Annotated in this window: 19 protein-coding genes; 10 read left to right on the top strand and 9 right to left on the bottom strand. The window is 70.6% G+C overall.

Annotation, left to right across the window (positions count from 1 at the left end):
- Nucleotides 1-308, top strand: a 308-nt coding sequence (locus C1I98_RS12615; protein ID WP_199536898.1) for a DUF4870 domain-containing protein, incomplete at its 5' end; no start/stop codon positions are given.
- Between the two features lie 13 nt (nt 309-321).
- Here C1I98_RS12615 and C1I98_RS12610 read toward each other — a convergent pair.
- The 3 genes from C1I98_RS12610 to C1I98_RS12600 form a co-directional block, all read right to left on the bottom strand.
- The gene (locus C1I98_RS12610) at nt 322-1,848 is read right to left on the bottom strand and encodes an ATP-dependent DNA ligase (protein WP_111167353.1); all 1,527 of its coding nucleotides are present in this window, start codon (nt 1,846-1,848) and stop codon (nt 322-324) included.
- Nucleotides 1,849-1,870: 22 nt separating this feature from the next.
- Nucleotides 1,871-2,596: a general stress protein gene (locus C1I98_RS42815; RefSeq protein WP_199536897.1), complete on the bottom strand. Its 726-nt coding sequence runs from the start codon at nt 2,594-2,596 to the stop codon at nt 1,871-1,873.
- 69 nt (nt 2,597-2,665) lie between these two features.
- Nucleotides 2,666-4,105, bottom strand: a complete 1,440-nt coding sequence (locus C1I98_RS12600) for a GuaB1 family IMP dehydrogenase-related protein (RefSeq protein WP_111167352.1) — start codon at nt 4,103-4,105, stop codon at nt 2,666-2,668.
- A 167-nt stretch (nt 4,106-4,272) separates the two neighbouring features.
- Here C1I98_RS12600 and C1I98_RS12595 point away from each other — a divergent pair, with 167 nt between their 5' ends.
- Entirely contained in the window at nt 4,273-4,743 is a 471-nt protein-coding gene (locus C1I98_RS12595) for a GyrI-like domain-containing protein (RefSeq protein ID WP_111167351.1), read from the top strand.
- Between the two features lie 83 nt (nt 4,744-4,826).
- On the opposite strand, the gene C1I98_RS12590 is transcribed toward C1I98_RS12595, so the two are convergent.
- The 3 genes from C1I98_RS12590 to C1I98_RS12580 form a co-directional block, all read right to left on the bottom strand.
- A complete protein-coding gene (locus C1I98_RS12590) occupies nt 4,827-5,288 on the bottom strand; it encodes a hypothetical protein (protein ID WP_146607398.1) in 462 nt (153 codons plus the stop codon).
- The gene (locus C1I98_RS12585) at nt 5,285-5,536 is read right to left on the bottom strand and encodes a helix-turn-helix transcriptional regulator (protein ID WP_111167349.1); all 252 of its coding nucleotides are present in this window, start codon (nt 5,534-5,536) and stop codon (nt 5,285-5,287) included. Before C1I98_RS12585 ends, C1I98_RS12590 begins: the two co-directional genes overlap by 4 nt.
- Before the next feature lie 63 nt (nt 5,537-5,599).
- Nucleotides 5,600-6,733, bottom strand: coding sequence for a CaiB/BaiF CoA transferase family protein (locus tag C1I98_RS12580; RefSeq protein WP_111167348.1), 1,134 nt, complete (start codon nt 6,731-6,733; stop codon nt 5,600-5,602).
- Nucleotides 6,734-6,864: 131 nt separating this feature from the next.
- Here C1I98_RS12580 and C1I98_RS12575 point away from each other — a divergent pair, with 131 nt between their 5' ends.
- The 3 genes from C1I98_RS12575 to C1I98_RS12565 all read left to right on the top strand — a co-directional run bounded on the left by C1I98_RS12575 (nt 6,865) and on the right by C1I98_RS12565 (nt 11,348).
- Complete coding sequence (locus C1I98_RS12575) at nt 6,865-8,454, top strand: serine/threonine-protein kinase (RefSeq protein WP_111167347.1); 1,590 nt, start codon at nt 6,865-6,867, stop codon at nt 8,452-8,454.
- Nucleotides 8,455-8,701: 247 nt separating this feature from the next.
- On the top strand, nt 8,702-10,075 hold the full coding sequence (locus tag C1I98_RS12570; RefSeq protein ID WP_233507821.1) for an FAD-binding oxidoreductase: 1,374 nt from the start codon (nt 8,702-8,704) through the stop codon (nt 10,073-10,075).
- Between the two features lie 13 nt (nt 10,076-10,088).
- On the top strand, nt 10,089-11,348 hold the full coding sequence (locus C1I98_RS12565; protein WP_111167345.1) for an SAM-dependent methyltransferase: 1,260 nt from the start codon (nt 10,089-10,091) through the stop codon (nt 11,346-11,348).
- Between the two features lie 77 nt (nt 11,349-11,425).
- Here the strand turns inward: C1I98_RS12565 and C1I98_RS12560 are convergent, their stop codons facing one another.
- A complete protein-coding gene (locus tag C1I98_RS12560; RefSeq protein WP_111167344.1) occupies nt 11,426-12,958 on the bottom strand; it encodes a long-chain-fatty-acid--CoA ligase in 1,533 nt (510 codons plus the stop codon).
- Nucleotides 12,959-13,167: 209 nt separating this feature from the next.
- On the opposite strand from C1I98_RS12560, the gene C1I98_RS12555 reads away from it, so the two are divergent.
- The 3 genes from C1I98_RS12555 to C1I98_RS12545 all read left to right on the top strand — a co-directional run bounded on the left by C1I98_RS12555 (nt 13,168) and on the right by C1I98_RS12545 (nt 17,332).
- Entirely contained in the window at nt 13,168-14,751 is a 1,584-nt protein-coding gene (locus tag C1I98_RS12555) for a GMC family oxidoreductase (RefSeq protein ID WP_111167343.1), read from the top strand.
- An 80-nt stretch (nt 14,752-14,831) separates the two neighbouring features.
- On the top strand, nt 14,832-16,007 hold the full coding sequence (locus C1I98_RS12550; protein ID WP_111167354.1) for a cytochrome P450: 1,176 nt from the start codon (nt 14,832-14,834) through the stop codon (nt 16,005-16,007).
- Between the two features lie 50 nt (nt 16,008-16,057).
- Nucleotides 16,058-17,332 (top strand): cytochrome P450, encoded by a 1,275-nt coding sequence (locus C1I98_RS12545; RefSeq protein ID WP_111167342.1) that lies wholly within the window; start codon nt 16,058-16,060, stop codon nt 17,330-17,332.
- 24 nt (nt 17,333-17,356) lie between these two features.
- On the opposite strand, the gene C1I98_RS12540 is transcribed toward C1I98_RS12545, so the two are convergent.
- Nucleotides 17,357-18,613 carry a hypothetical protein gene (locus tag C1I98_RS12540; protein WP_146607397.1) on the bottom strand — a complete coding sequence of 419 codons (1,257 nt, stop codon included), beginning with the start codon at nt 18,611-18,613 and terminating at the stop codon, nt 17,357-17,359.
- Nucleotides 18,614-19,114: 501 nt separating this feature from the next.
- On the opposite strand from C1I98_RS12540, the gene leuS reads away from it, so the two are divergent.
- Nucleotides 19,115-21,568, top strand: a complete 2,454-nt coding sequence (gene leuS, locus C1I98_RS12535) for a leucine--tRNA ligase (protein WP_111167340.1) — start codon at nt 19,115-19,117, stop codon at nt 21,566-21,568.
- Nucleotides 21,569-21,596: 28 nt separating this feature from the next.
- On the opposite strand, the gene C1I98_RS12530 is transcribed toward leuS, so the two are convergent.
- Nucleotides 21,597-22,469: a DUF4429 domain-containing protein gene (locus C1I98_RS12530; protein ID WP_111167339.1), complete on the bottom strand. Its 873-nt coding sequence runs from the start codon at nt 22,467-22,469 to the stop codon at nt 21,597-21,599.
- Between the two features lie 123 nt (nt 22,470-22,592).
- Here C1I98_RS12530 and C1I98_RS12525 point away from each other — a divergent pair, with 123 nt between their 5' ends.
- Nucleotides 22,593-23,303, top strand: a complete 711-nt coding sequence (locus C1I98_RS12525; protein ID WP_111167338.1) for a flavin reductase family protein — start codon at nt 22,593-22,595, stop codon at nt 23,301-23,303.
- The last annotated feature ends 31 nt before the right edge of the window (nt 23,304-23,334 follow it).

Raw genomic sequence — 23,334 nt, 5'->3', positions numbered from 1 at the left:
CCGATGACCGCCCGGCCGCCGCCGCGGCGCACTTCCTGCCGTTCATCGGCCTGTCCGTGATCGGTCCACTGATCATGCTGCTGGCCATGGGAAGGACGTCCCCTTATGTCCGCGCGCAGGCCGTCGAGGCGCTGAACTTCCACATCACGCTGCTGGGCGCGACCATCCTGCTGTCCATCACCGTAGTCGGCCTGGTCCTGGTGCCGCTGCTGTGGATCGGCGGGCTGGTGGCGGGCATCATGGGCGGGGTCTCGGCGCTCGGCGACGGCCGGTTCCGCTACCCGCTGTCCCTGCGCCTGGTCAAGTGACCCTGCCGGGGCGCTAGAACATCAGCGACCGCACGGTCTCCACCGTGTCGGCCTCCTCCGCCCGCTTGTCCTCCCGGTACCGCAGCACCCTCGCGAACCGCAGCGCCATCCCGCCCGGGTAGCGCGAGGAGGTCTGCACCGCGTCGAAGGCGACCTCGACGACCTGCTCGGGCCGGACCTTCACCGTCCAGCCGTCCGTCGGCCCGTCGGCCAGCGCCAGGAACCGCTCGGTCTGCCAGGCCAGCAACTCGTCGGTCAGCCCCTTGAAGGTCTTGCCGAGCATGACGAACCCGCCGGTCTCCGGGGCGCGCGCACCGAGGTGCAGGTTGGACAGCCTGCCCTCGCGCCGCCCGTGCCCCCACTCCACGGCCAGCACCACCAGGTCGAGCGTGTGCCGGGGCTTGACCTTGATCCATCCCGCGCCACGCCGGCCCGCCGCGTACGGCGTCTTCGGCGACTTGACCACCACGCCCTCGTGCCCGCGCCGCACCACCTCCGCGAAGAACGCCTCGGCCTCCGGGACGTCGCCGGTCGTCAGGCGGGGGATGAGCAGGTTGTCCGGTACGGCGGCGCGCAGCGCGTCGTGCCGTTCGGTGTCGGTGAGGTCGAGCAAATCGCGCCCCGCCACCCGCAGCGCGTCGAAGAAGAACACGCTGAGCGGCGTCTTGGCGCGCATCTTGGCCACGTCGACCCGGCTGGCCACCCGCGACGCCGTGACCTGGAACGGCTCCGGCCGCCCGTCCGCGCGCAGCGCGATCACCTCGCCGTCCAGGATCAGGTCGTCGTACGGCAGCGCCCGCACCGCCTCCACCAGCTCGGGAACCTGCGCGGTGATGTCGTCGAGCGTGCGCGTGAACGCGGCCACCGTCTCGCCCGCGCGATGCGCCTGGACGCGAATCCCGTCGATCTTCCATTCCAGCGCCGCGGGCTCGCCCACCTTGGCGAGCGCCGCCGCCATGCTGGGGGCGCTCTGCGCCAGCATCGGCGCCACCGGGCGCCCCACCTCCACATGGAAGCCGCGCAGCGCCTCCACCCCGCCCGCGAGCGCGGCCGCGCCGACGGCGGGCAGCCAGCCACGCAGCGTGAGCGCCCTGCGCACCTCGGCGGACGGCGCTCCCGACGCCTTGGCGACCGCCTCGATCATGGCGCCCTCCAGGGCGCCCTGGCGCAGTTCGCCGCTCAGCAGCCGGATCAGGAACGCCTGCTCCTGCTGGGTCAGCCCGCCGAACAGTTCGCCGACCAGCGCCTTGCGGGCCGCCTGGGACCCGGCCCCGCCCTGTCGCTTGATCTCGTCGAACAGGTCGTTGACGCGGGTGAGGGTCATGGTGGCGATCTGACGCGGCGCGGGGAGGTCCTGGAGGCTGCGCCAGCCCACGCCGATCTGGCGCTGCGGCAGCTCGCCGTACAGGTAAGCGATGGCGAGCTCGGCCTCCTCGCTCCGCACCCGGCCGAGTAGTTCGGCCAGGTGGCCGATCTTGCCCAGCCGCGAGGAGGTCCGGCTCACCTCTTCGGACACCCGCGCCACATCGATCAGCAACACACCGTCAATGGTGCCCTACGAGTCACCACTGACGCCGCTGAGGCTGCTCTTCCTGTCCGATCTCCGTCGTGCCCTCGTCGTCCGGGTGGCGGAACCGCGGGGGGTCGCCGACCGGGCGGTCCGTGCCCTGCGGCCCTTCGGTGCGCGGCGGAGGTACCGGACCGCCTTCCTGGACGCCGGTCCCGCCCGGGCCGAAGGTCCCCGCGGTGGGCGGGGTCTCCATGGCGACGGTGTCGCCCCGGCCGGTGTGGTCGGACGCGCCGGGATATCCGGGGAAGGACGGCGGCGTCATGGCGCGGGCGCGTTCGAGGTGCTCGGCGTCCACCATCACGTCGTAGCGGCCCGCGACGATCGCGTTGCGCGAGGAGAAGTCGCGCTTGCCGCGCTGGAAGGCGTGGTTGACGAAGCCGAAGGCCGCCCCGAGGACCGCGCCCCACAGCGCCGCCCAGAGGACCAGCGCGATGAAGGAGCCGGTCGTGGTGGTGAACAGGCCGAGGAACAGCCCGACGATCGCGCCGAAGAGCACGCCGCTGCCCGCCCCGGCGAGCGCGGCCTTGGGGTTGGTGACCCGGCCGGTGACGATCTCCTCCAGCCGAAGGTCCGAGCCGACGATGGACACGTGCTCCACGGGGAAGCCCGCGTCCGACAGGGCGTCCACGGTTCTTTGCGCGGACGCGTAGTTCTCATAACTGACCAGGAGCCTCCGGTCGACGGCGACGGTGTCCCGGCCGACGGATGGTGCGGTCATGGTAGGTCTGCCTTTCAGGAAGCCGACGTGCCCACCCGGCTCGCCCTACCCCGCACCCGCCGGATATTCCTACCAGCTCTGGTGTAGCGGCATGCCTTCCGTGTAGCCGGAGGACCCCTGGATGCCGATCACCGCGCGGCGGTGGAACTCCTCCAGGTCCACCGCGCCCGCGTAGGTGCACGCCGAGCGCAGCCCGGCCACGATGGCGTCGATCTGGTCCTCCACGCTCGGGCGCGCCGGGTCCAGGTACATCCGCGAGGTGGAGATGCCCTCCTCGAACAGCGCCTTGCGGGCCCGCTCGAACGGCGTGTCGTCGGCGGTGCGCAGCCGTACCGCCCGCGCCGAGGCCATCCCGAAGTTCTCCTTGTACCTGCGCCCGTCGGCGTCCGTGCGGGCGTCTCCGGGCGACTCGTACGTCCCGGCGAACCACGAGCCGATCATCACGTTCGCCGCGCCCGCGGCCAATGCGAGCGCCACGTCGCGGGGGTGGCGCACGCCCCCGTCCGCCCACACGTGCCGGCCCAGCCTGCGCGCCTCGGCGGCGCATTCGAGCACCGCGGAGAACTGCGGCCGGCCCACGCCGGTCATCATCCGCGTGGTGCACATCGCACCCGGGCCCACGCCCACCTTGACGATGTCGGCCCCGGCGTCGACCAGGTCACGGACGCCCGCGGCGGTGACCACGTTGCCGGCCGCGACCGGCACGTCCGGCCCGAGCCCCCGTACGGCCCGCAGCGCCGACAGCATCTTCTCCTGGTGCCCGTGCGCGGTGTCCACCACCAGGCAGTCGACGCCCGCCTCCAGCAACTCCTTGGCCTTGGCCGTCACATCGCCGTTGACGCCCACCGCCGCGCCGATCCGCAGCCGCCCGGACGCGTCCAGGGCGGGCTGGTAGAGAGTCGCCCGCAGCGCCCCTGTGCGGGTCAGGATGCCCACCAGGCGGCCGTCGGCGTCCACGACGGGGGCGAGCCTGTGCCGTCCCTCGTGCAGCATCTCGAAGGCCCGCCGCGGTTCGAGCCCGGCGGGCAGGGTCAGCAGCGAGGCCGACATGACCTGCGAGAGCTGGGTGTACATGTCCACGCCCTGGCAGTCGGCCTCGGTGACCACGCCGACCGGGCGGTTGTTCCAGTCCACGATGATGACCGCGCCGTGCGCCCGCTTGGGCAGCAGGTTCAGCGCCTCGCCGACGGTGTCGTGCGGGGTGAGGGTGATGGGCGTGTCGTGGACCAGGTGCCGGGCTTTCACCCAGTCGACGACCTCGGCCACGACGTCGATGGGGATGTCCTGGGGGATGACCGCGAGCCCGCCGCGTCTGGCCACGGTCTCGGCCATCCGCCGCCCGGCGACCGCGGTCATGTTGGCCACGATGACGGGGATGGTGGCGCCGGTGCCATCATGGGTGGAAAGGTCGACTTCGAGCCGGGAACCGACCGATGAGCGCGACGGCGCCATGAAGACGTCGCTGTAGGTCAGGTCGAATGCCGGCCGCATGTCGTTCAGGAACTTCACGTATATCCATTCTACGTGGCGAATCATCACGATTGGGTGTTCCCCGAATCCTGGCCCGGCAGCCGGGGTGGGGAGGGATCATCACCACTTAGGATCCATTTGCGCCTGGAGGGGCTACATTGACGGCGCGATCTAATGTGGATGGCACAGCGTTAGAGGGAGGCGCAGTGAACATCGTTGACCGGCCAGAGGTCCTGGTCGTCGGCTTCGCCGTACGAACGGCCAATGCCGACGAGATGGACCCTACCCGGGCGCGGCTTCCCGCCCTTTGGGCCCGTGCCGGGGCCCCTGGGGCGTTCGCGCACGTACCGGGGAAGGTCGACGAGAATCTCTACGCCGTCCTCACCGACTACCAAAGCGATCACAACGGTCCCTACACCCAGGTGGTCGGCGTGGCCGTGCGCAGCGCGGCCGCCCTGCCCGAGGGGATGGTCGCGGTGCGGGTGCCCAAGGCCGCCGCGATGAAGCTGGAGGCCCGTGGGCAGATGCCGGGGGTGCTGGTGGAGTGCTGGCAGCGGGTGTGGAAGCACACCGAGTCCGGCGCGACCCCGCCCCGCGCGTTCACCACCGATCTGGAGGTCCACCACCCCGAGGGGGCCGACCTCTACATCGCGATCCTGCCGCCCCGGCAGGGGTGAGGCCGGCCCCGGGAGGTCAGGCGTCCTCGGCGGGCGGGTCGGGCAACTGCCACGCCGACACCGGCGGCGGCAGCTCATGTGCGTCAGGCCGATGGCGATGGTGAGCTGAGGGACGCCTGTGACCGGCAGCGACGCTCGCGCCCGGCGATGGGGCCGGTGACCAGGGCCCCCGCGCCGACGATCGCCAGCATGATCATCGTGTCGCGGTGGGCCGTCGCCATCGCGCGCATCCGGTCGGCGAGCTGGCGTTCGTCCAGGCTCTCCTCGGCGAGCGCGGTGGTGCCCCTGGTGGCCAGGTTGAGCAGGGAGATCGTGGGGATGGCGAGCACCAGCCCGGCCACGATGAGCACCGTGCCCACCCGGCCGCCGCCCTTCATGGAGAACAGCCAGAGCACGGCGGCAGTCCACAGCAGGGCGAGCGCGACGCCGTGCGCGCCGACGAGTGCGTGCCGGCGCGCTCTGGTGGCGTACCACGACGGCGCGACGTCCTGTTGCATCGCCTCGGCCTGACGGTGGTGCCACCACTCCTGAATCCTCATCGTCATCTCCCTTCCTCGCCCAGGCGGGGGAACGGCCGAAGCGAGAACGCCACCTCGACCGGAACCTCGAAGAACGCGGCTATCCGCAGCGCGAGGTGCAGGCTGGGGCTGTACTCCCCGCGCTCCAGGTAGCCGATGGTCTGGTAGTGCACGCCGAGCGCGCCCGCCAGGTCCTTCCTGGAGACGCCGCGCTCGGCTCGCAGCACCGCGATCCGGTTGTGGATGTTCTCCTGCGACACCGCGCAGCCCTCCATCGATGCAGCACTGATACTAAGAAATGTAGTACACCTACTACATTCTTGACAAGGACTGCTATGTCAGGCCAGGACGCCCTTCTCCCGGAGTTCCGCCTCGGTCGCGGCGGGCAGCCCCCAGGAGGCCAGGTCCGTGAGCCTGGTGGCGGGGGAGAGGGCCGCCTGTGGGGCGTCCAGCAGGCGAGGGGCCGGGGCGGGCTGGAGTACGCCGTTCACCCGGCCGAACGTGCCCCGGGCCTTGTTGTGCGGGTGCTCTGCGGCCTCGGCGACGGACAGCACCGGAAAGACGCACGCGTCCGTGCCCGCGAACACCTCCGCCCACTCCGCCCGCGTCCTTCCCCGGAACGCCTCGGCCAGCCGCTCGCGCAGCGCCGGCCAGTTCGCCGGCTCGTCCCTGTCGGGCAGCCCGGTCAGGCCCAGCCCGGCCACCAGTTCCTCCCAGAACCGCGGTTCCAGGGCCCCCACCGCGACGTACTGCCCGTCTGCGGTCTCGTAGGTGTCGTACATCGGCGCGCCCGTGTCGAGCAGGTTCGTGCCGCGCGGCCCCCACGTCCCGGCGTGGATCTGGTGGAAGAACATCGCGGCCAGCAGGGCGGCGCCGTCCACCATGGCCGCGTCGATGACCTTGCCCCGGCCGGTGCGCTCCCGCTCGAACAGCGCGAGCAGCACGCCGTAGGCGAGCATCAGGCCGCCGCCCGCGAAGTCGCCCAGCAGGTTGAGCGGCGGCGCCGGCCGCTCCCCGGCCCGCCCGAGCAGGGACAGCACGCCGGAGGCGGCGACGTAGTCGATGTCGTGCCCCGCGGTGGGCGCGAGCGGGCCCTCCTGGCCCCAGCCGGTCATCCGGCCGTAGATCAGCCGCTCATTGACCGAGCGCAGGTCGTCCGGGCCGATCCCGAGCCGTTCGGCCACGCCCGGCCGGAACACCTCGATGACGACGTCGGCCTCTCTGGCCAGCTCGCGGAAGGCGGCGACCCCTTCTGGAGACTTCAGGTCCAGGCCGATGGTCCGCTTGCCGCGGTCCATCACGTCGGGGCGGGGGCGGTCGCCGGCCCGACGTACGACGTCGGCCCGATCGACGCGCAGGACCTCGGCGCCGTGGTCGGCCAGCATCATCCCGGCGAAGGGCCCGGGCGCGAGGCCCGCCAGTTCCAGCACTCTGACACCGGACAGCGGGGCCGACACATTGGATTGGGTCATCGTTCCTCCTTGGGGGTCAAGTGGAACAAGATTCGGTCGTGGCGCGCAACACACGCGCTTGCCCGCGCGAGTACGACTGAATATGGGAAACTTTTCGACGACCAAAATGGGATCAAAGGGCGGAATCTGACATGGCGTCACCGGACGACGGCGAACGGTTGATCGCCCGACGTTACCGGCTGTCCAGTGCATTGGGTCAGGGCGGCATGGGCGTGGTCTGGCATGGCCACGACACGCTCCTGAACCGGCCTATCGCGATCAAGGAGGTCGTGCTGCCCCCGGGGCTCCCCCCGATCGAGCGCGAACGTCACCTGCTGCGTACGACCCGCGAGGCGCGCACCGCGGCCCGGCTCAACCACCCCGGCATCGTCCAGATCTATGACGTCGTCGAGGAGGACGGCCGGCCGTGGATCATCATGGAGCTGGTCGACGCGCAGCCCCTGGACGAGATCGTGCGCCTGACCGGGCCGGTCCCGGTGCGCCTGCTGTCCGACATCGGCAGGCAGATCCTCTCCGCGCTCACCGCGGCCCACCAGGCCGGGGTGCTGCACCGCGACGTGAAGCCGAGCAACATCTTGGTGACCGAGGACGGCCGGGCGGTGCTCACCGACTTCGGTGTGGCCACCGCGGAGGGCGACAGCTCGCTCACCCAGACCGGCATGGTGGCCGGCTCGCCGAGCTTCCTGGCCCCCGAGCGGGCCAGTGGCGGGATCGGCGGGGCCGCCTCGGACCTGTGGTCGTTCGGTGCCACCCTGTACGCCGGGCTGATGGGCCGCTCGCCCTTCGAGCGCGCCGACACCATGGAGACGCTGAACGCCATCCTCACCGAGGAGGCCGTCTACGGCCGCATCCCCAAGATCTTCCACGCGGTGCTGCGCGGCCTGCTGGAGCGCGATCCCGCGCGCAGGCTCACCGCCGAGCAGGCCGACCGCATGCTCGCCGACATCCAGGCGGCCCAGCGGGCCCGCGACCGCGTGACGGGCCCGCCGCCGCGAGTGCCCAGGCCGCGTAGCAAGGTCGCGCTGGCCGCCGGGGTCGCGGCCGTAGTGCTGGCGGCGGGCGCCGTGGTCGTCTGGAACGGGCTGCCGCGCGGGCGCGGGCCCGCGGCCGACGCGGCCACCTCCACGGGGCCGCGCCCGGTGGCCGCCGCCACCGCGGCCCCCACGAGCTCGGCCGGGCCGGTCGGGCGGCAGAGCGCGACGCCCCACCCCCCGTACGCACGGGCCCGCCGCCCGCTGCCGATCTGGACATCCCCGGCGGGCTGGTCCATCGCCTTCCCGCGCGGCTGGCGGGGCTCGCGCGAGGGCGCCCACGCCGAGTGGCTGCGCAGGGACGGCAAGGCGCACCTCGGCGTGGAGATGCGGAAGAGCGCGGGCGATGATCCCGCGAAGATCCTGCGCGCCGCGGAACGGCTGCTCACCCCCTACGCGCGGGAGGTGACGACGTTACGCAGGGGCAGTGTCGCCGTCCCCGAGGGCCGGGCGGCCGAGTGGGAGTTCACCTGGACGAGCGGGGACGCAAGCCGGGCGCCGTGGGTGGCGCCCGGGCGGGTGTACCACGAACTGCGCCGCGCGGTCGTGGTGGACGGCACCGCCTACGTGCTGGAGTGGACGATGACCTCTCGCGAGTGGGGCAAGCGCCGAAGGCTTCGGGAAGAGGTGTTCCGGTCGTTCGCGGCGAGCGAAGCCGCCGGGGCGATGGGGACCCCTCGGGCCAGGTGACAGGGGTGACCAGAGGGACGCGAGGGGATTCCTCCGGGGGGTCGTGCGTGGCGATCGGATCAGTCAGGGGTAGAGTTTCGCTCGTTTCGCACATGTGGGAGCAGTAAGGACCAGAGCCGACCGGCGATACCGAGTTTTCCGGCGCTTAGCACGTCGAGGCTGGTCTGCCGACTTTTCTGGATATAGCGTGCCAGGGGACGATCTCCGTCTCTGGAAATCTGGGGGTGGTGTCATGCCGGGACGTTCCATGCGCGATACAGGACAGATGCTGGCGCACCAGCGGGCCGTCGAGCAGATCAAGGAGTCCTACGCCGCCATCCCCGACGACTCCGCGCCACGGTTGTCCAAGGCCACGACCAACCTGTTCAGGTTCCGCGAGGCCGGGGGCGGCCGGGCCGCCAAGCTGTCCGCCCGCGACCTCGACCAGGTGATCCAGGTGGATCCGGTCGCCCGGACCGCCGAGGTGCAGGGCATGACCACCTACGAGAACCTGGTGGACGCCACGCTGCCGCACGGGCTGATGCCCTACGTCGTGCCGCAGCTCAAGACGATCACGCTCGGCGGGGCGGTGACCGGGCTCGGCATCGAGTCGACCAGCTTCCGCGACGGCCTGCCGCACGAGTCGGTGGAGGAACTGGAGATCCTCACCGGCGACGGGCGCATCATCGTGGCCCGCGAGGACAACGAGCACGCCGACCTGTTCCGCGCCTTCCCCAACTCCTACGGCACCCTCGGCTACGCCCTGCGCATCAGGATCAGGCTCAAGCCGGTCTCGCCGTACGTCAAGCTCACCCACATCCCGTTCAACGACGCCGACAAGTGCCTGCTGGCCATGCGGGAGATCTGCGAGAGCCGCGAGCACGAGGGGGAGCCGGTCGACTTCGTGGACGGCGTCTTCTTCGGGCCGGGCGAGCTGTACATCACGCTCGGCCGGTTCGCCGACCGCGCGCCGTACGTCTCGGACTACACCGGGATGCGGATCTACTACCGGTCGATCCAGACCCGCACGCGGGACTGGCTCACCGTGCGCGACTACCTGTGGCGCTGGGACACCGACTGGTTCTGGTGCTCGCGCGCCTTCGGCGTGCAGCGCCCGCTGGTGCGCTCGCTCATGCCGCGCCGCTGGATGCGCTCCGACGTCTACCGCAGGCTGGTCGGGCTGGACCGGAAGTACGGCCTGCTGGCCCGCTATGACCGCTGGCGTGGCAACCCCCCGCAGGAGTCGGTCATCCAGGACATCGAGGTGCCCATCGAGCGGGGCGCGGAGTTCCTGGACTTCTTCCACAAGAAGGTCGGCATGACGCCGGTGTGGATGTGCCCGCTCAAGGCGTCCGGCGACTGGCCGCTCTACCCGCTGGAGCAGGGGCGGCTGTATCTGAATTTCGGGTTCTGGGGCACCGTGCCGCTGCCCAGAGGGCAGTTCGACGGTTATCACAACCGGCTCATCGAGAACGCCGTACACGATCTCGACGGCCACAAGTCCCTGTACTCGACGTCGTTCTACCCCCGGGACGAGTTCTGGCGCCTCTACAACGGAGATGCCTACTGGCCGGTCAAGCGGGCATACGACCCGGGTGGCCGGTTGCTCGACCTCTACGACAAATGTGTACGGGGGCGTTAAGGAGGTTGCTTCTGTGTCACTAGCACAGATCTTCGAGAAAGTTGTCGGGACCGATGCCGGCGTGGCCTTCAGCGCGTACGACGGCAGCAAGGCGGGCCCGGACGGCGCCGACCTCAAGATCGAGGTGAAGACGCCGATCGCGGTGGCGTATCTCGCTCAGGCGCCCGGCGAACTGGGGCTGGCCAGGGCGTACGTTTCCGGCCACATCGACCTGCGGGGTGACATGTACACCCTGCTGGACCGCATGTGGTCGCTCACTCTCAACGACATGCCCGCCCGCGAGAAGATCGCGGCGGTCCGGTCGCTCGGTATGAAGCCGCTGCTGATGCGGGTCCCCCCGCCGAAGCAGGAGATGCGCAAGAGCATGCTGGCCCGGCTGGGCAGCAGGCATGCCAAAAAGCGCGACGCGGAGGCCATTCACCACCACTACGACGTCTCCAACCGGTTCTACGAGTGGGTGCTCGGGCCGTCCATGGCCTACACCTGCGCCGTGTTCCCAGAGGAGGACTCCTCGCTCGAGGAGGCCCAGTTCACCAAGTTCGACCTGGTGGCCAAGAAGCTCGACCTCCAGCCGGGCATGCGCCTGCTGGACGTGGGCTGCGGCTGGGGCGGCATGGTCATGCACGCGGCCAAGCACTACGGCGTGAAGGGTGTCGGCGTGACGCTGTCCCGCCAGCAGGCCGAGTGGGCGCAGAAGGCGATCGCCGAGGCGGGGCTCGGCGAGCTGGCCGAGGTCCGGCACATGGACTACCGCGACGTGGCCGAGACGGGCTTCGACCGGGTCAGCTCCATCGGCCTCACCGAGCACATCGGCAAGGACAACCTGCCCTTCTACTTCAAGTTCCTGTACGACCGGCTCAAGCCGGGCGGGCGGCTGCTGAACCACTGCATCACCCGGCCGACCGGCGTCGAGAAGTCGATCAACAAGGGCGGGTTCATCAACCGCTACGTCTTCCCCGACGGCGAGCTGGAGTCGGTGGGCCACCTGATCCGCCAGATGGAGGACATCGGCTACGAGATCCGCCACGAGGAGAATCTGCGCGAGCACTACGCGAAGACCCTCCAGAAGTGGTGCGCCAATCTGGACGAGCACTGGGACGAGGCGGTCGCGGAGGTCGGCGCGGGCACGGCACGCGTGTGGCGGCTCTACATGGCCGGCTCGGTCGTGGGCTTCGAGCGCAACAAGGTCCAGTTGCACCAGATCCTCGCGACCAAGCTGGACCGCGACGGGGTCGCCCACGTGCCGCTGCGGCCGGGCCGCAACTGGCCCTGACGGCTCCTTGCGGCTTTCCCGGCGACGCCCGGCCCTTCTCGAAGCGGGGCCGGGCGTTCCGTCGTTCTCTGCGGCGTTCAGCGCAGCTCGCGCTTGAGGATCTTGCCGGTGGCCGTCATCGGCAGCGCGTCGCGGAACTCCACCAGCCGCGGGTACTTGTAGGCGGCCATCCGCTCCCGGGCCCAGGTGATCAGCTCGCGCTCGCCGATCTCCGCCCCCGGCTTCCTGATGACGTACGCCTTGACCTCCTCGCCGTGCGCCTCGTCCGGCACCCCCACCACGGCGGCCAGGGACACGGCGTCGTGGCCCATCAGGACCTCCTCCACCTCGCGCGGGTAGACGTTGAGCCCACTGCGGATGATCATGTCCTTGGCACGGTCCACGATGAAGTAGTAGCCCTCGGGGTCGCGGGTGGCGATGTCGCCGGTGCGCAGCCATCCGTCGCGCAGTACCTCCGCGGTCTCGGCCGGCCGGTCGTGGTAGCCCTTCATCACATTGTGCCCGCGCACGGCGACCTCGCCGGGGCCCTCGCCCTCGACGGTGTTCCACTCGGGGTCCACCAGTTTCATCTCCACCCCCCACACGGGGGTGCCGATGGAGCCCGGTTTGTTCGGCTTGCCGCGTTGGTTGAAACAGGCCACCGGGGAGGTCTCGGACAGGCCGTAACCCTCCAGGATGCCGATCCCGAACGTCTCCCCGAAGTCCTTCAGCACCTCCAGCGGCGCGGCCGAGCCGCCGGAGACGGCGGTGTGCAGCGTGGTGGGCACCGGGCCGCCGCGGGCGTGGACCTCGGCGAGCATCGCCCAGTACATCGTGGGCACGCCCGCGAACAGCGTGACGCCCTCCTCGCGCATCAGGCCCAAGGCGGCGGCCGGCTCGAAGCGGGGCTGGAGCACCAGGGTGGCCCTGCGCCGGAACCCCGCGTTCATCAGCACGGTCTGGCCGAAGGAGTGGAACAGCGGCAGCGAGGTCAGGTAGACGTCGCCCTCCTCGCGGCGCAGGTGCATCTCGTCGGAGACGATCGCGTTCATGAGCATGTTCTGGTGGCTCAGCTCGGCGCCCTTGGGGTGTCCGGTGGTGCCGCTGGTGTAGAGGATGACGGCGGTGTCGTCGGCGCTCGTCTGTGCGGTGGAGTACGTGGCCGGCACGCCGTCCAGCGCGGCCCACAGCGTCTCGCCGTAGGGGGAGCCGGTGGCCTGCGGCGTCGCCGGGAGCACGATGAACAGCTCAGCCGAGGACGCCTCGAAGCCGGCCCGGCCGCGTTCGCCGAGCGGCAGCTCGGGAGTGCCCTCGAAGCAGAACAGCGCCCTGGCCCCGGAGTCGTCGAGGTGATAGGCGATCTCGCCCGGCTGGAGCAGGATGTTCAGCGGCACCACCGTGGCGCCGGCCTTGAGGATGCCGAAGTAGACGAACGGGAAGTAGGGCACGTTGGGGCAGGCGAGGGCGACCCTGTCGCCGCGGCCGATGCCCCTGGCGGTGAGCAGGCCGGCGACCTGGCACGCGACGGAGTCGATCACCGAGTACGGCAGGCGCAGGTCGCCGTGGACCACGGCGGTCCGGCCGGGCACGTCGCGCGTGCTGTCCTCCAGTACTGTGGCGAGGTTGAGCATGGGGGTCATCCTCCTGAGCCGGAGCGGCGGGCATGCGTTCATAGTGGCAAAACGGCATACCACGCGGTAGGTGCGCCTGATTACAAAGCAAACCACGCTTTATTGGCAGGTCCGCCGATTTCGTGGACGCGGCGGCCGGCGCGGAGTAAGCAGGTGTCAGGTCGCTCACCTGGCGGTGCTGTTTCGGCTGACCACAGAAGAGGCGTGGCATGTCCACCGAGTACGACTATGTAATCGTCGGTGCTGGTTCGGCGGGGTGTGTCCTGGCGAACCGCCTGTCCGCGGAGCAGGGCGTCACGGTGGCGCTCATCGAGGCGGGCGGCGCCGACGACAAGGCGGAGATCCGCATTCCGGCCGGTTTCAAGAAGCTGTTCAAGACCCCCTACGACTGGAATTTCAGCACCGTTCCGCAGTCCGAGATGGAAGGGCGGAGGCTCTATTGGCCGCGTGGGCGCGTGCTGGGCGGTTCGTCCAGCATGAACGCGCAGATGTGGGTGCGGGGCCACCGGGCCGACTACGACGGGTGGGCAGTGCCCGGGTGGTCCTATGACGACGTGCTGCCCTACTTTCAGCGCGCGGAGAACCGGATCGGCTCCAACGAGGGCGGTGTCTACGGTGTCGGGGGCCCGGCCCACATCTCCGAGCTGCGCAGCCCCAACCCGGTCACCGGCGCGTTCCTGCGGGCCTGCGAGGAGATCGGGCTGCCGCGGCTAACCGAGCTGAACGGTCCCGACGACGCCGAGGGCTGCCGCCAGGCCCCGGTGACCCAGTACCGCGGCAGGCGGTGGAGTTCCGCCGACGCCTATCTGCGCCCGGCCAGACGCCGCGCCAACCTCACCGTGCTCACCGGCCTGCACGCCAACCGGGTGCTGCTGGAAGGCGGGCGGGCGACCGGCGTGGAGTGCGCCGACGGCACGGTGGTCGCCGCCCGCCGCGAGGTCGTGCTGTCGGCCGGCGCGATCGGCTCGCCGCACCTGCTGATGCTGTCCGGCGTCGGCGACCCCGCCGAGCTGCGGGCCAACGGGGTGCCCCCGCTCGTGGACCGGCCGAAGGTCGGCCGCAACCTACAGGACCACCTGACCTCCGGGATCATGATGCGCTGCCCCGCGGAGGTCACCCTGGCGAGCGCGGAGTCCCTGGCCAACCTGGTCCGCTATCTGGTTCGCCGCAGGGGCATGCTGACCTCCAACATCGGCGAGGCCCTGGCGTTCGCGCGCACCTCGCCGCGGGAGCCCGCGCCCGACATCGAGCTGATCTTCGTGCCGGTGGCCTTCGCCGACCACGGGCTGACCCGGCCGGACGGGCACGGCATCACGGTGGCCGTGGTGCTGTTGCGGCCGGAAAGCCGCGGGCGGATCTCGCTGAGCGGCCGGGACGTGGTGATCGACCCGCGCTACCTCAGCGCCGAGGCCGACCGGCGGCGGATGGCGGCGGGCCTGCGCCTGGCGCTGAAGCTGGTGGGGACCGGCGCCCTGCGCCCGTACGCGGCCGGTCCCATGGCGCCCTACTGGGGCGCCCGTACCGACGAGGAGCTGGACCGCTGGATCCGCGAGCGCAGCGAGACGCTGTACCACCCGGCGGGCACCTGCCGGATGGGGACCGACGCGGAGTCGGTCGTCGATCCCGAGCTGCGCGTACGGGGGGTGGGCGGCCTGCGCGTGGCCGACGTCTCGGTGATGCCGGTGATCAACCGCGGGCACACCCACGCCCCCGCCGTGATGATCGGAGAGCGGGCCGCCGACCTGATCATCGCGGCATGGTCGGAAGGTGGCAGGATTGAAGCCGGACGCTGACCTAAGGAGGGCATGTGCCGGTTCCGATCAGCTCGGCCGGGGAGATCGACCTCGCCGACCCGGCCTTTTGGGCACGGCCGATGGCCGAGCGCGAGGAGGCGTTCGCCGCGCTGCGGGCGCTGCCGGGGCCGAGGTGGTTCGCCGCTCCCACGGTGAGCTTCGCCCCGCCGGGGCGGGGCTACCACGCGCTGGTACGGCACGCCGACGTCGTCGAGGCCAGCCGCAGGCCGGAGATCTTCAGCTCGGCCCAGGGCGCCACCAGCATCCATGAGATGCCGGAGAAGTTCCGCGAGTACTTCGGGTCGATGATCAACATGGACGACCCTCGGCACGCCCGGTTGCGGCGGATCGTGTCGCGGTCGTTCACGCCGAAGATGATCAGGCAGTTCGAGGACGACGTGCGCCGGGCGGCGACGGAGATCGTCGATGACCTGTTGGCGGCGGGCCCGGGCGGTGACTTCGTGTCCCAGGTGGCGGCCCGGCTGCCGTTGAAGATCATCTGCGACATGATGGGCATCCCCGAAGAGCATCACCAGACCGTCTTCGAGGCGTCCAACATCCTGCTGTCCGGCGGCGATCCGGAGTACATCACCGACCCCAAGGAGGCCGGGCCGCTGTTGCTCGGCACCGCCCAGCGCCTCCAGGACGTGGTCACCACGCTCGCCGGGTCCGCGCCCGCCGGTCTCATCGGCGCGCTGACCAGTGCCAACATCGACGGCGAGGCGCTGACCCTCCAGGAGCTGGGCTCGTTCTTCATCCTGCTGGTGGTGGCGGGCAGCGAGACCACCCGCAACGCGATCTCCCACGCCCTGCACCTGTTCACCACCAACCCCGGCCAGCGCGAGCTGCTGCTGGCCGACCTCGACGCACGCCTGCCGGGCGCGGTGGAGGAGGTCGTCCGGGTGGCCTCGCCGGTCGCGTGGATGCGCCGCACGCTGACGCGCGACCACGAGATGAACGGCACGACGTTCCGCGAGGGCGACAAGGTCCTGCTCTACTACTGGTCGGCCAACCGCGACGAGGCGGTCTTCACCGACCCGCACCGCTTCGACATCACCCGCGACCCCAACCCGCACGTCGGCTTCGGCGGCCCTGGGCCGCACTTCTGCCTGGGCGCCCACCTTGCCAGACGGGAGATCGAGCTGATGCTGCGCGAGCTGTTCACCCGGGCGCCCGCCATCAGGTCCGTGGGCGAGCCCGACCGCCTGCGTTCCAGCTTCATCAATGGGATCAAAAGGATGACCTGCGATTTCTAGCCACGAGTAATGGCTTGACCGCGCTCGGTCGCAAGCAGATCATTGGGGTCATGAGCGTGGACCCCACCACCGGGCGCACTTCGATCATCACCGCGGCGGACTTCGATCTGTCCGACTACGACTTCTGGGCCAGGCCCATGGCCGAGCGGGAGCACGCCTTCCGGCTGCTCCGCGAGCTCCCGCGGCCGGTCTTCTACGAGGAGCCGGAGTTCTTCCTGGGGCCGGCGGGGCCCGGCTACCACGCCCTGGTCCGACACGCGGACATCGTGGCGGTCAGCCGCTTTCCCGAGGTGTTCTGCTCGGGCGACGGCGGCGCGACCAACATTGCCGACATGCCCGCCGAGCTGGCCGAATACTTCGGATCGATGATCAACATGGACGACCCCCGGCACGCCCGATTGCGGCGGATCGTGTCGCGGTCGTTCACGCCGAAGATGATCAGGCAGTTCGAGGACGACGTGCGCCGGGCGGCGACGGAGATCGTCGATGACCTGCTGGCGGCGGGCCCGGGCGGTGACTTCGTGTCCCAGGTGGCGGCCCGGCTGCCGTTGAAGATCATCTGCGACATGATGGGCATCCCCGAGCGCGACCACCAGTTCGTCCTCGACCGCTCCAACATCATCCTGGGCGGCTTCGACCCCGACTTCGGCGACATCGACGGCCTGGCCGACCGCCTGCTCGCCGCCGGGATGGAGTTGCAGCAACTGGTCCAGGCCCTCGCCGCCCACCGTACCGAGCGCCCCACGTCCGATCTGATCTCGTCGTTGGTCAACGCCAACATCGACGGCGAGGCGCTGACCCCGGCCGAGCTGGGCTCGTTCTTCATCCTGCTGGTGGTGGCCGGCAACGAGACCACCCGCAACGCGATCTCCCGCGGCATGCGCCTGCTCACCGAGCATCCGGCCGAGCGCGCCCGCTGGCTCACCGACATCGCCGGGCACACCCCCAAGGCCATCGAGGAGATCATCCGGCTGGCCGCGCCGGTCAACTTCATGCGCAGGAAGCTGACCCGCGACCACGAGATGAACGGCACCTTCTACCGCGCGGGCGACAAGGTGGTGCTGTTCTACTGGTCGGCCAACCGCGACGAGGCGGTGTTCGCCGACCCACACCGCTTCGACATCACCCGCGACCCCAACCCGCACGTCGGCTTCGGCGGTTCGGGCCCGCACTTCTGCCTCGGCGCCCACCTGGCCAGGCGGGAGATCGGCGTGATGTTCGGCGAGTTACTGCGCCGCGTGCCGCACCTGGAGGTGGGCGAGCCCGAGCCGCTGCTGTCCAGCTTCATCAACGGCGTCAAGCACATGGAGGTGACCCGCCTCTAGTCGGCCCGCCGCGCACCCGTGGGCTCAGGAGCCGGTCACCGGGCGGATGCCGGCGAAGACGGTGTTGATGTCGGGCAGCAGCTTCTTCTTGGTCTCCGGCACCATCATGAAGACCACGGTGGGCACCTCACGGCCGGTGGCCACCACCGCCACCACCATCGTGGTCCTGGTCTGGGCCGAGGTGATCTCATAGCCGATCAGTTCGGCGGGCATCCCGCCGATGGGCTTGGTCTGGTGCACGGTCTTGGCGATCGTGTTGCCCTTGGCGAAGTACTTCGTGCGGGCCTGGAAGGCGACCGCGCTGACCACCGGGGTGAGATCCTCCGGCGAGCCGTACTTCCCGGCCAGTTGCTTCGGCAGCGGACCGGACAGCACCTGCCCGAACTGCGTCTTGCCCGCGGCGTCCCGGCCCGCCGGCACGTACTGCCGGGTCGGGTATCCGAACTTCTCCCGCACGGTGGGCCGGAGGTCCTGCCGCCACGGCGGGCCCAGCTTGGGCAGCGTGATCCCGCCGAGCTGGTCGGTCAGCGTGCCCGCGCTCTGCGAGGCCGCCCCCTTGTATCGCGGCAGCCGGGGGAGGGTCTTCTTGGGCGCGGCGGGCTTTTGCGGCGCGGCCGTCTTCTGGGCGGTCTGCGTGGACGCGGGCCCTTCCGCGGAGGCCAGCGGCCCCGAGGTGAACGCCCACCACAGCAGCACGGCGACCAGCGCGACGGCGATCGTCCCGGCCAGCGCGTAGATCCACACCGGCTTGCCGGTGCGCTCGGGCCGCTCCTCGTCCTCCATTGCCTGGTAATTGTCGCCGAAGACGGTGTTCCACAGCTCCTGCTGCCGCTCCGGCGGCGGGGTCTTCGGACCGCTGATCTGCCCGGCCGTGACGAAGGGGCGGTTGGGGTCGGCCGGGTCGCGGCCCAGCGTGCCGCCGGGCGTGTCGCCCTGCCGCCGGGGCGCGGACCGCTCGCGCGGCGGCGCGGCGGCCTCCTCGCGCGGGCGCATCGGGACGGCCACCGTCCGTTCGTAGTTCACGTCGGAGGTGGCCGACGGCGGTACGGCGGGCGGCGTGTGCGGTGGGCCGAGTGGATCATCGTCCCAGGACCGGGACGGCGTGGAGGGGCGCCCGCGCCCCTTGCGGCCCTGGTCAGGGGCATGCTCGGGCGGCGGCGGGGCGGAACCGCCCTGCGGCACATCCGGCCACGCCGGCGGCATCTGGGGATGGCTCGACTGATCCGGGGCCATGCGTCCCGTACCTCCCGCGATCGTGCCCGGACTTGCGATGCTGGGCATGATCTCATGCGAATCAGGGGGTACCGCAGGAAAACGGGAGAATCCCTTCGGATCTGTTGGCGGGTCCTGCAGCGGCATGCCACGTCCGCCCGGGTTACCGGGGTCCTGGTCGCCTGAGATCGCCACGCGGACAACAGTAAACTAAAGGGACAGAAGAGGTCACAACGGATCTATCACCATCGGGTCTCGCTCACCGTGTCGTGGTGTGCCGCCGTGCGCGACCGTACCGGGGGCGTCCGCGCCCCGCGCCCGCCTCTGCCGACCCGACAACGAAGGGCTGTTCTCTGCGCTACCCTTGGTGTATGCGTTACGTGCCCCTGCTTCTTCGCGGGCCGCGTCGGCCTGGCTGAGCACAGCCCCGCCGGCGCGGCATGCCCCTTGCGTTCGCGAGGGGCTTTCTTGTGGGCCTTACGCGATCGATGGACCGCGACCCGGGTCCGCGAGGTGCACCGTGAGTCCAGGGGCCGACGGCTCAGCAGCTCAAACCGAGGGACCACAACCGTGACCGAGCAATATGATCCGAAGGCGCTGCAGGCCAAGTGGCAGCGGCGGTGGGAGGAGCTTGACCCCTACCGGGCGAGCGAGGACCCCGCCGACCCCCGCGAGCGGCGCTATCTGCTCGACATGTTCCCCTATCCCTCCGGTGACCTGCACATGGGCCACGGTGAGGTCTTCGCCCTGGCCGACGTCATCGCCCGCTACTGGTTCCAGCGCGGCTACAACGTGCTGCACCCCATCGGCTGGGACTCCTTCGGCCTGCCCGCGGAGAACGCGGCGATCCGGCGCGACGCCCATCCCGCGGAGTGGACCTACGCCAACATCGAGACCCAGGCCACGTCCTTCAAGCGGTACGGCATCAGCTTCGACTGGACGCGCCGGCTGCACACCAGCGACCCGGGCTACTACCGGTGGAACCAATGGCTGTTCAACCGCTTCTTCGAGCGCGGCCTGGCCTACCGCAAGGGCGGCCTGGTCAACTGGTGCCCCCAAGACCAGACCGTGCTGGCCAACGAGCAGGTGGTCGACGGCCGCTGTGAGCGGTGCGGCGCGGAGGTCGTGCGCCGCGAGCTGACCCAGTGGTACTTCAAGATCACCGACTACGCCGACCGGCTGCTGGACGACATGGCCCAATTGGAGGGCCTGTGGTCCGACCGGCTGCTGACCATGCAGCGCAACTGGATCGGCCGCTCCGAGGGCGCCGACGTGCTCTTCACGATCGAGGGGCGCGAGGAGCCGGTCACCGTCTACACCACCCGGCCCGACACCCTGTTCGGCGCCACCTTCTTCGTGGTCGCCCCGGACGCCCCGCTGGCCGACGAGATCGTCGCGCCCGCGCAGCGGGAGGCGTTCGAGGCGTACCGCGCCGAGGTCGCCAAGCTGAGCGACATCGACCGGCTGTCCACCGAGAAGGAGAAGACCGGCGTCTTCCTGGGCGTCCACGCGATCAACCCGGTCAACGGCGAGCGCATCCCGGTCTGGGCCGCCGACTACGTGCTGTCCGACTACGGCCATGGCGCGATCATGGCGGTGCCCGCCCACGACCAGCGCGACCTCGACTTCGCCAGGAAGTTCGCGCTGCCGGTCCGGGTCGTGGTGCACACCGGCCTGGCCGACCCGGGCGAGACCGGCGAGGCCACCCCGGGCGAGGGCTCGCTGGTCAACTCCGGCCCGCTCGACGGCCTGAGCAAGGCCGACGCGATCAAGAAGATCATCGGGATCCTGAGCGAGAAGGGCCGGGGCAAGGCCGCGGTCAACTTTCGGCTGCGCGACTGGCTGCTGTCCCGCCAGCGGTTCTGGGGCACCCCGATCCCGATCATCCACTGCCCCGACTGCGGCGAGGTGCCCGTCCCCGACGACCAGCTCCCCGTCACGCTGCCCGACCTGCGCGGTGAGGCCCTGGCCCCGCGGGGGGTCTCCCCGCTGGCGAGCGCCACCGACTGGGTCAACGTCGAGTGCCCCAAGTGCGGCGGAGCGGCCAAGCGCGACACCGACACGATGGACACCTTCGTCGACTCGTCGTGGTACTTCCTGCGATACTGCTCGCCCGGGTACGAGGACGGCCCGTTCGACGTCGAGAAGGTCCGCAGGTGGGGGCCGATCGACCAGTACGTCGGCGGCATCGAGCACGCCGTGCTGCACCTGCTCTACTCGCGCTTCTTCGTCAAGGTCCTGCACGACATGGGCATGCTCGACTTCACCGAGCCGTTCATCCGGATGCTGAACCAGGGCCAGGTCATCAACCGCGGCAAGGCGATGTCGAAGTCGCTGGGCAACGGCGTCGACCTGGGCGCGCAGATCGACGGTTTCGGGGTCGACGCGGTCCGCCTCACCATGATCTTCGCCGGTCCGCCGGAAGAGGACATCGACTGGGCCGACGTCTCGCCCGCCGCCTCCCAGAAGTTCCTGGCCCGCGCGCTGCGGGTGATGAGCGAGGTGACGAGCGAGCCGGGAGTCTCCTACACCGGCGGCGACCTGGAGCTGCGCAAGGTCACCCACCGCACCGTGGACGAGGTCACCAAGCTGGTCGACTCCTACCGGTTCAACGTCGCGGTGGCCCGGATGATGGAGCTGACCACCGCCGCCCGGCGGGCCATCGACGCCGGTCCCGGCCGCGCCGACCCCGCCGTGCGCGAGGCCGCCGAGGCGCTGGCCGTCATGCTGTCGCTGGTCGCGCCCTACGTGGCCGAGGAGGGCTGGGAGCGGCTGGGCGGGTCGCCGTCCGTGGCCAAGGCCGGCTGGCCCGAGGTCGACCCCGCGCTGCTGGTGCAGGAGTCGGTGACCTGCGTGGTACAGGTGGCCGGGAAGGTCCGTGACCGCCTGGAGGTCTCCCCGGACATCACCGACGCCGAGCTGGAGGCGCTGGCGCTGGGCTCGGAGAAGGTACAGGCACAGCTCTCCGGCACGCCCAGGAGGGTCATCGTGCGCGCGCCGAAGCTGGTCAACATCGTCCCGTAGCGGGCGGCTTTCGGTGGCGCGGGCCGGTTCAGAGCCGGGAGAGGAGTTCCACCTTCTTGGCCTGGAACTCCTCCTCGGTGAGCAGGCCCGCGTCGCGCAGTTCGCCTAGTTTGCGGATGAGCGCCGGGATGTCCTCGCCCCGGTCGATCGCGGCCACGACCGGCTCTTCGGCCGCGGGCTCGGCCGGGGGGAGTTCCGCGGCGGGGTGCTGGTCGCGGATTGCGCCCACCACGGCCGCCGCGAACGGCAGCGACTCGGCGGTCAGGCCGTACCCCATCCCGAACACCACCGACGCCGGGTCCTTCTCCGGCTCCTTCGGCGCCTCCAGCCCGCGCACCCGCAGCCGCAGGTAGCCGTCGAAGACATCCGGTGAGCGCCACTCCACGCCCTCGATGTCGGAGACCGCGAAGCGCTGGTCGCCCGCCCGGTACTTCACGCTCTCGGCGCTCGACCAGAACCACTGGAACCGCACGGTCTCATCGTCGAAGTGCGCCTGGCCGTCCCAGCCCTTGAACGAGCGCGGCGTCGGCGGCGCCTGGACCAGGCAGCGCCTGGCCGGGCCCGAGTCGGTGATCGATCGCCGGATCTCCTCGGCGTAGTAGTCGGCCAGGCTCTCACGGTCGGCGGGCAGCACCAGGCGGTAGGGGTCGAGCGCCTCCTTGAGCTGCCCGGCCGCGGCGATCAGCACCGGGTCGGCGCCCTGCCGGGGTACGGCCCGCAGCACGACCGTGCCCCGCTTGCCCGGCGTGAGCGACACATCGGCCAGCGCCTCGTACGGGATCAGCCGCTCGCCCAGCTCCTGGAGGAACTTGGGAACCTTCATCGCGCGATGGAACCGCATCCGCACCGCGCCCGCCTCAAAGGTCCATGAGCAGCCCTGCCCGGTAAGTATGTCCGCCATGTGCCAAGCCTAGAACGCGGGCGACGTTGCGGATATCCGGGCGGGCGACTTGCGGTGGCCGGGCTCGACGCGGCGTCCGCTTACCGCCAGCGAAGGCGACCCGGTGTCCCGAACCTGGAAGGTGTGCATGAAGTATCGATCGACCACACGCGGATAGAGCCCGGCATCCTGTACTTCGGGACGCCGGTCGTCCTCATCTCGACCCTCAACGAGGACGGGAAGCCGAACCTGGCTCCCATGTCGTCCGCCTTCTGGCTCGGCTGGCGGGCCATGCTCGGCCTCGGAGCGACGTCACAGACCAGCCGTAACCTGCTGCGGACCGGTGAGTGCGTGCTGAACCTGCCATCGGAGGCGCTGGCCGGCACGGTGGACCGGCTGGCGCTGACCACGGGGGCCGACCCTGTTCCGGCCGGGAAGCAGGCCCGCGGCTACCGTTACGAACCGGACAAGTTCCATCTGGCCGGGGTCACGCCGATCGCGGCCGAGACGGTGTCGCCGCCGCGGGTCGCCGAGTGCCAGGTACACCTGGAGGCGGTCGTGGCGGGCGTGCACCGGATGGCCGCCGACGATCCGGCGCAGCACGGCCGCGTGCTCGTGTTCGAGGTACGCGTGCAGCGTGTGTACGTGGACGAGGCCATCCGGATGAAGGGCATGGACGACCACATCGACCCCGATGCGTGGCGTCCGTTGATCATGAGCTTCCAGAAGTTCTACGGCCTGGGGCCACAGGTACACCCGTCCAGGCTCGCCGGCATCCCCGAACGCCTCTACCGCGGCCCGGACATCGACCGCGCCCGGGCCGTCATGGGGGGCCGGTCCGAAGGGCCGCGGTAGAGGCGTTCGGGGATGCCGGCGAGCCTGGACG

Origin of the sequence: Spongiactinospora gelatinilytica (genome assembly GCF_003236385.1) — a bacterium.
Classification (GTDB): domain Bacteria; phylum Actinomycetota; class Actinomycetes; order Streptosporangiales; family Streptosporangiaceae; genus Spongiactinospora; species Spongiactinospora gelatinilytica.
This window is presented reverse-complemented; position numbering and strand designations above follow the sequence as displayed.

Excerpts from the sequence above, each read along its gene's own strand:
- C1I98_RS12550 (WP_111167354.1), top strand. The coding sequence starts at position 14,832 with ATGGCCGAGCGCGAGGAGGCGTTCGCCGCGCTGCGGGCGCTGCCGGGG.
- C1I98_RS12540 (WP_146607397.1), bottom strand. The coding sequence starts at position 18,613 with ATGCCCAGCATCGCAAGTCCGGGCACGATCGCGGGAGGTACGGGACGC.
- C1I98_RS12590 (WP_146607398.1), bottom strand. The coding sequence starts at position 5,288 with ATGACGATGAGGATTCAGGAGTGGTGGCACCACCGTCAGGCCGAGGCG.
- C1I98_RS12585 (WP_111167349.1), bottom strand. The coding sequence starts at position 5,536 with ATGGAGGGCTGCGCGGTGTCGCAGGAGAACATCCACAACCGGATCGCG.
- C1I98_RS12555 (WP_111167343.1), top strand. The coding sequence starts at position 13,168 with ATGTCCACCGAGTACGACTATGTAATCGTCGGTGCTGGTTCGGCGGGG.
- C1I98_RS42815 (WP_199536897.1), bottom strand. The coding sequence starts at position 2,596 with ATGACCGCACCATCCGTCGGCCGGGACACCGTCGCCGTCGACCGGAGG.
- C1I98_RS12545 (WP_111167342.1), top strand. The coding sequence starts at position 16,058 with ATGAGCGTGGACCCCACCACCGGGCGCACTTCGATCATCACCGCGGCG.
- C1I98_RS12580 (WP_111167348.1), bottom strand. The coding sequence starts at position 6,733 with ATGACCCAATCCAATGTGTCGGCCCCGCTGTCCGGTGTCAGAGTGCTG.
- C1I98_RS12575 (WP_111167347.1), top strand. The coding sequence starts at position 6,865 with ATGGCGTCACCGGACGACGGCGAACGGTTGATCGCCCGACGTTACCGG.
- C1I98_RS12560 (WP_111167344.1), bottom strand. The coding sequence starts at position 12,958 with ATGCTCAACCTCGCCACAGTACTGGAGGACAGCACGCGCGACGTGCCC.
- C1I98_RS12530 (WP_111167339.1), bottom strand. The coding sequence starts at position 22,469 with ATGGCGGACATACTTACCGGGCAGGGCTGCTCATGGACCTTTGAGGCG.
- C1I98_RS12570 (WP_233507821.1), top strand. The coding sequence starts at position 8,702 with ATGCGCGATACAGGACAGATGCTGGCGCACCAGCGGGCCGTCGAGCAG.